The 5,993-nt window shown below is 34.4% G+C and carries 8 protein-coding genes and 1 pseudogene; all 9 read right to left on the reverse strand.

From position 1 onward, the window contains the following. Positions 1-284 (reverse strand): annotated as a pseudogene (locus ABZA26_RS05680) (type II secretion system protein GspE); the annotation flags it as partial. A 2-nt stretch (positions 285-286) separates the two neighbouring features. After that, a complete protein-coding gene (locus ABZA26_RS05685; RefSeq protein WP_372713549.1) occupies positions 287-718 on the reverse strand; it encodes an NUDIX domain-containing protein in 432 nt (143 codons plus the stop codon). 110 nt (positions 719-828) lie between these two features. After that, a complete protein-coding gene (locus ABZA26_RS05690; RefSeq protein WP_372713550.1) occupies positions 829-1,740 on the reverse strand; it encodes a tetratricopeptide repeat protein in 912 nt (303 codons plus the stop codon). A gap of 15 nt (positions 1,741-1,755) precedes the next feature. Further along, positions 1,756-2,427 carry a DUF502 domain-containing protein gene (locus tag ABZA26_RS05695; protein ID WP_372713551.1) on the reverse strand — a complete coding sequence of 224 codons (672 nt, stop codon included), beginning with the start codon at positions 2,425-2,427 and terminating at the stop codon, positions 1,756-1,758. After that, the gene (locus tag ABZA26_RS05700) at positions 2,424-3,689 is read right to left on the reverse strand and encodes a hemolysin family protein (RefSeq protein ID WP_372713552.1); all 1,266 of its coding nucleotides are present in this window, start codon (positions 3,687-3,689) and stop codon (positions 2,424-2,426) included. The genes ABZA26_RS05695 and ABZA26_RS05700 overlap by 4 nt, the downstream gene beginning before the upstream one ends. Positions 3,690-3,746: 57 nt before the next feature. After that, entirely contained in the window at positions 3,747-4,190 is a 444-nt protein-coding gene (locus tag ABZA26_RS05705; protein WP_372713553.1) for a CBS domain-containing protein, read from the reverse strand. A 59-nt stretch (positions 4,191-4,249) separates the two neighbouring features. Then, entirely contained in the window at positions 4,250-4,702 is a 453-nt protein-coding gene (gene ndk, locus ABZA26_RS05710; RefSeq protein WP_372713554.1) for a nucleoside-diphosphate kinase, read from the reverse strand. 215 nt (positions 4,703-4,917) lie between these two features. After that, complete coding sequence (gene accB / locus ABZA26_RS05715) at positions 4,918-5,367, reverse strand: acetyl-CoA carboxylase biotin carboxyl carrier protein (RefSeq protein ID WP_372713555.1); 450 nt, start codon at positions 5,365-5,367, stop codon at positions 4,918-4,920. Positions 5,368-5,381: 14 nt separating this feature from the next. Then, entirely contained in the window at positions 5,382-5,831 is a 450-nt protein-coding gene (locus ABZA26_RS05720) for an ACT domain-containing protein (RefSeq protein ID WP_319370923.1), read from the reverse strand. Between the last annotated feature and the right edge of the window lie 162 nt (positions 5,832-5,993).

The raw sequence follows: 5,993 nt of genomic DNA on the forward strand, positions 1-5,993 counted from the left end.
AAAAGTGGCATTACACAAAATTTTTCAGCGGTTTCTCTGCTCAAAACAAGGATGGCTTCTTTTGTTATTACAAGCCTTTCTAGAGACACATAGGGAATCCCCATCTGTTCCCCCAGTATTCTTACTATCTCTTCTCCGCTTACATAACCCATATCCACAAGGGTTTCTCCCAGTTTTTTATGCGTTGTATGCTGTTTTGCCAAGGCCTTCATAAGTTCATCTTCTGTTATTATTTTTTCATCTACCAGGGTGTCTCCGAGCCTTTTCTTTATGATTCTGGCCATCGTTATTCCCACCTATGCCCTAGATACTTTATCTCCTTGTCTCCATCAAAATAATTTAAAAGCTCTTTTTTCACATTGGGATAAAGTGTTATATCTTTTATTTTATCTATATTATGGTAGGCAGCTTCTTTGAGCCTTTCTTCCTCTCCGATTTTAAGCTCTCCAGAAAGGTACCTTACTTTAAAAAACATATTGATTATGTGCTTACTTTTATCTGGTGAAATTCCCTGGGAAACAAACATCAAGTCATCAACTTCTACCTCAAGACTGCATTCTTCTAAAAACTCTCTTGCAAGAGATTCTTCCATTGTCTCACCGTAATCTACTCCCCCTCCAGGAAGCAGCCAGTATTCTTCTCCGTTCTTTTGGTGTTTTACAAAAAGTATCTCATCTCCCTTTGTTAAAACACCGGCTACCCTAACCCTTATCTCCATAAGGCAATCCCCCCTTATATAAAAAAAAGAAAGCAGATAAAATTATAACATAATTTTATGCATTCCTCAATATCTTTTAGTAAAAGAGCGGTGCTTTTACACCGCTCTTTTTAGCTTTTCTCCTTAGTCAACTTCTCTATAAGGATGTTTATTTTTTTGGCTTCTTCACTATTATTTGTTTTATTCAGTATATCTTTTTTCAGATTCAGATATTCCAGATCATATCTGTAATCGTCTGAAATCATTTTTATGGAATTTTCTGCAGTAGGTATATCTCCATTTGCAAAGGATATTTTACTCAGTTGCAACAGAAGTTCGTCATTTACTCCATTTTTAGCTATATATCTTTTCAGGGTTTTTTCAGCTTTATCATACTCGCTGTAGCTGTTTGAAAGTATTCTGGTATAGAAAATTATATATTCTTTGTCCAAGCTGTATTTTTCATATCCGTTTTCAAGAACTTTATATAATTCCATAAATTTTGATTCTTCCAATAAAACCTGTGAATACACGCTGTAGAACTCCATATCCAGATCTTTTTCTAAAGAATGGGCTCCCTTTAAAATTTTATATGCTTTGGCAGTTTCTCCCTTTTTAAACAAAATAAATCCCTTTAACTTCAAAACCATATTATCTACAGAATCCTTTGATACACTCTCTAGATATTCCTCTGCCTTTTCATAGTCACCTTTTATATAGGAAAGCAAAGCCAGATTTTTTATGGAAGTCTGATCTCTCTCATCTATTACCAGAGCCTTTTTGTAAAATTCTTCGGATTTTTTATAGTCTGAAAGCTGTGCATAGACCAGACCCATCTCCCTCAGAGTTATTACATTTTTGTCATTTTTTCCGTAGGCTTTTTCAAATTCCCTAAGTGCCTCCAGATATTTTCCGTCTTGAGAATAATTTATTCCTCTTATGACATTATATTCCTCTCTGTCAGTTGTCCTCTTTACCGTTTTTGGAGTGCTCGTACAGCCTATCAAGCTTATTAAAAAAATAATATAGAGTAATTTTTTCATAGTGCCCCCCTGCTTTTATAAAATTCTGTTTGACACAGAATCTGGAATTATAGCTCCACCTGAAATAATTAATTTAACAGCTTCTTCTACCTTAATATTAAGGACTTTCACATCTTTTTCTTCCATCATTACAAACATTCCGGAAGTTGGATTTGGAGATGTGGGAATAAATATATTCAGTACCTTATCTTTCCCCATTATCTCTTCAAAGTAACGGTTCCCGTTACTTGTTAGAAATCCCAGACTGTAAATTCCTTTTTTGGGATACTCTATCAAAACTACTTTTTGATATGACCTTGCATTGTCTGAAGACACCAGACCAGTTATCTGACTGACTGTGGTATACACCTGCTTTATTACAGGCACCTTTATAAAGAGTCTTTCAAAAAAACTAGCTATCCTTTTTCCTATTACATGCTTCAGCGTCAATCCCACAAGTGTTATTATGAAAAAAATCCCTACAATTGAAATCACATATACAGATATTTTAATATATATTTCTATCTGTTCACGTTTATTAAACCTCTCCAGACCCAGTAAAAATTCTGTCAAAATTCTTACAATAAAAGAATCTCTCAACAAATTAATTACCATCTGAAAAATCCAAGAAAGAAAATAAAAAGTAAGTATCACTGGTAACAAAGCTATTAATCCTGTATAAAACCAGTTTTTCAAATTTTTCCTCATTCCTGCACCTCTGTCTCCTTTTCGAGCAACACTTTTGAAACTCTCATCTTATCTACCTCTAGAACTTTAATAGATATTTCATTAATGAATATCTGATCTCCTGCATCGGCTACTTTCCCCAATTCTGTTACAACAAGACCACCCAGGCTTTCATAGTCCTCTGATTCAGGAAGATCAATATCCAGGTTTTTATTTAGAGTTTCTATATCTATCATTGCATCTATTTCGTATTTACCATCACCTAAAGGACGAATAATCTCTTCTTCCTCTCTGTCATACTCATCTCTGATCTCTCCTACTATCTCTTCTAGGAGGTCTTCTATGGTGACTAGCCCTACTGTCCCGCCATACTCATCTATCGCTATTGCAATATGCACCTTTGTTCTTTTAAAATCCCCTAGTATCTCAACTATAGACTTGGTTTCAGGTACAAAGTACGCTTTTTTCAAATAATTTTTTATCTGGCTGTCTGATTTCCCCTCTTTGATGACATGCAAAAGGTCTTTTATATAGAAAACACCTATAATATTGTCTATTCCGTTTTCATATACAGGTATTCTAGAATACCCTTTTTCAAAGACATCGTCCCACACCTCGTTTATTGTACTGTCACCATCAAGAGCAAACATCGATGTCCTAGGAGTCATAACTTCCTTGGCTGTGGTGTCACTAAACTCAAATATGGAGTGTATCATCTCCTTTTCTTCCTCTTCTATTATCCCCTCTGCTTTTCCCACATTGACATAGGATATTATGTCTTGTGCAGTTATCATCAAAGCTTCGTCATGGATTTTTATTCCCAGCATTTTCCCTATAAATTTTGAAATGATCATAAGTATCTTTATCAAAGGTATTGTCAGCAAAGTAAAATAATATACAGGTACCACAACAATTTTTGCTATTTTGGCAGAATAATTCTTAGCCACTATTTTAGGAGTTATTTCTCCAAAAATCAAAATTACGGCAGTCATACAGACTGTAGCCGTTAATATAGCTTTACTATTTGTTCCCAAGATATTAAATGTTATTGCCGTCGCTATAGAAGATCCCAAAATATTTACAATGTTATTTCCGAGAAGTATCCCTGTGAGCATCTCATTAGGCCTTTTGAGCCATTTTTTCAAAAGCTCAGCTGCCCTAGGATGTTTTATCTCTTCAAGATTTCTGCTTTTAAAAGCAGTCAATGCCGTCTCAGAAGCTGAGAAAAATCCAGATAGTAGAACCAAAAGAACTAGTAGTAAAATTTGTCCATACATGCCCAAGTTTAAATTACACCTTCCTTTTTAATAGTGTGTTTCTACACATAAATAATTTTTTTATTAAAAACAGTTTTTTATAAGATCACTTTTTGTTACAATCCCAACCAATTTTTCATTTTCCATGACCAGAGTGTATGAATACTCTTCTTCTATCATCTTTGTAACTACCTCTTCTAAGTCATCGTCAAGACTGCTTTTCAAGAACTCCTCTGTCATTATATCTTCTGCTTTAAATGAAGCTATCTTTTTTAGTTTGCTTTTAAATTCCTTGTTACCTGGAAGTGTTATCAGAAGATCCCAGAAAGCAATTACAGGAGGCAACGGAGCTTTTTCCTCTCTCACCAGGATATCATCCCTAGTCACTACACCTACCACTTTTTCTCCTGATACTACCGGGAGTCTGCCTACTTCTTTTTCTTTCATAATTTTTATTATATCATCAAAAGATGTTTCTTTGCTAATGAAAATAACTTCTTTATTTACAACATCTGATATTTTTTTCATAGTTATCCCTCCGATTTTCATTAAATTTTAACACAAAAAAAATCAAAAAACAACTTAACTTAACTTCCGTAAATCCACTGTTCAGTGCACAAAATATGCTCCTGTAGTTCCTTATTTTCAAAAAAGTTTTCAATCTCCCTTTTAGAGCTTTCAGGTCCGTCAGATGTGTGAACTATATTCTGAGATACCACCACTGCAAAATCTCCTCTTATTGTCCCGATATCTGCTTCAAGTGGATTCGTCTTACCTGCCATTTTCCTTAAGCCCTCTATAACATTTTCCCCCTCTATAACTGCTAATACACAAGGACTAGAAGTTATAAAATCCAAAAGTTCAGAGTAAAATCCCTTTTCCTTGTGTTCTGCATAATGAACTGCCGCTTTTTCCCTAGAGACTTTTTCTAGTTTCATTGCAGAAATTTTAAACCCTTTCTTTTCAACTCTTGCAAGAATTTTCCCCACAAGGCCTCTTTGAACTCCGTCAGGTTTAATTATAAGTAGTGTCTTTTCCATAAAAATATCCCTCCCAAATTATGTATTATATATATACCTCTATAAAAACAATTTCTTTTTTACAAAGGTTTATTTATCGTATCTGATTTATAACACTCTATTAGTCGTTTCATTTAAAAAATTCTATATACTTACAATTTTTTGCCGTTTCTTTTAAGTTTTTCACTAACCCAGTAAATGTATATATAAAAAAAGCGGTATATAACCGCTTTTTTCTAATCTATCAGAAATAACTGATCTCCTTTGACTACAGGAGCTCCATCTTCTAGAAGAATTTTCACTATTTTTCCATCTCTTGAAGCCTTTATTTCATTCATGAGTTTCATAGCCTCGACTATGCAAAGAGTATCTCCCTGCTTTACCTCTTGTCCTTCTTTCACAAAATCAGGAGAATCAGGTGTAGGAGCTCTGTAAAAAGTTCCCATCATAGGAGAGGTAATTGCCTCATAACTCTCTTCCACTTTTTCTGCTGCCGGCGTTGCCGTTTTTGGTGCAGATGCAGGCATGGATGCTGCTGGTGCTGCATTTACATATACTGTTTCTGCTGCTGCTATCTCTCTTTTTAAAGTTACCTTGGCTCCTTCACTTTCTACAGTTACTTCCTGCAGGTTGTACTTTTCTATGTTTTCTGCCAATTCTCTTATTGTTTTTACATCGATCTTCATATTTCCCCCTATATCTAGTTACTACCAATAACTCTGAGATCTTTTACTCCTTCTAATCCAGTTATATTCTCTAGCATTCCCTCGATTTTTCTGAGCATATCTTCGTTGGTCTGAAGAGATATAGTTACCTTTGATGTTCCGTCAATTGGTATGTTTTGTGTTATGGTCAGTATATTCATACCTGTGTCTGCAACGACATCCAGTATTCTGGCCAAAACTCCAGGCTTGTCCTCAAGAGACATATAAACACTAAAAACTGTTTCCTTTCCGCTTTCAAAGAAAGGTTTTATAAAATCTTTATATTTATAATAAGTACTTCTACTTATGCCTACTCTCTTTATGGCTTCATATTTAGATATTTTTTCAAGCTGAACAATATCATTTACTTTAATCACATTCTGTATTGAGTTTGGCAGAATACGTTTATCTACTATGTAGTACTCTCTCTTCTCTTTTTTGCTCATCCCTCAATCACCTTCTATAATATGTTTTAAAATCCACTAAAATGTATTTTAACATTTTCAGTATAGATTTTCAAGTCAAAATATCCCCGTGGTTTTATAATGATTTCTTAAATGATTCCATGGTGTTTTTCATGAGCATAGCTATGGTCATAGGTCCTACCC

The sequence above is a fragment of the Ilyobacter sp. genome, assembly GCF_041583315.1.
GTDB lineage: Bacteria > Fusobacteriota > Fusobacteriia > Fusobacteriales > Fusobacteriaceae > Ilyobacter.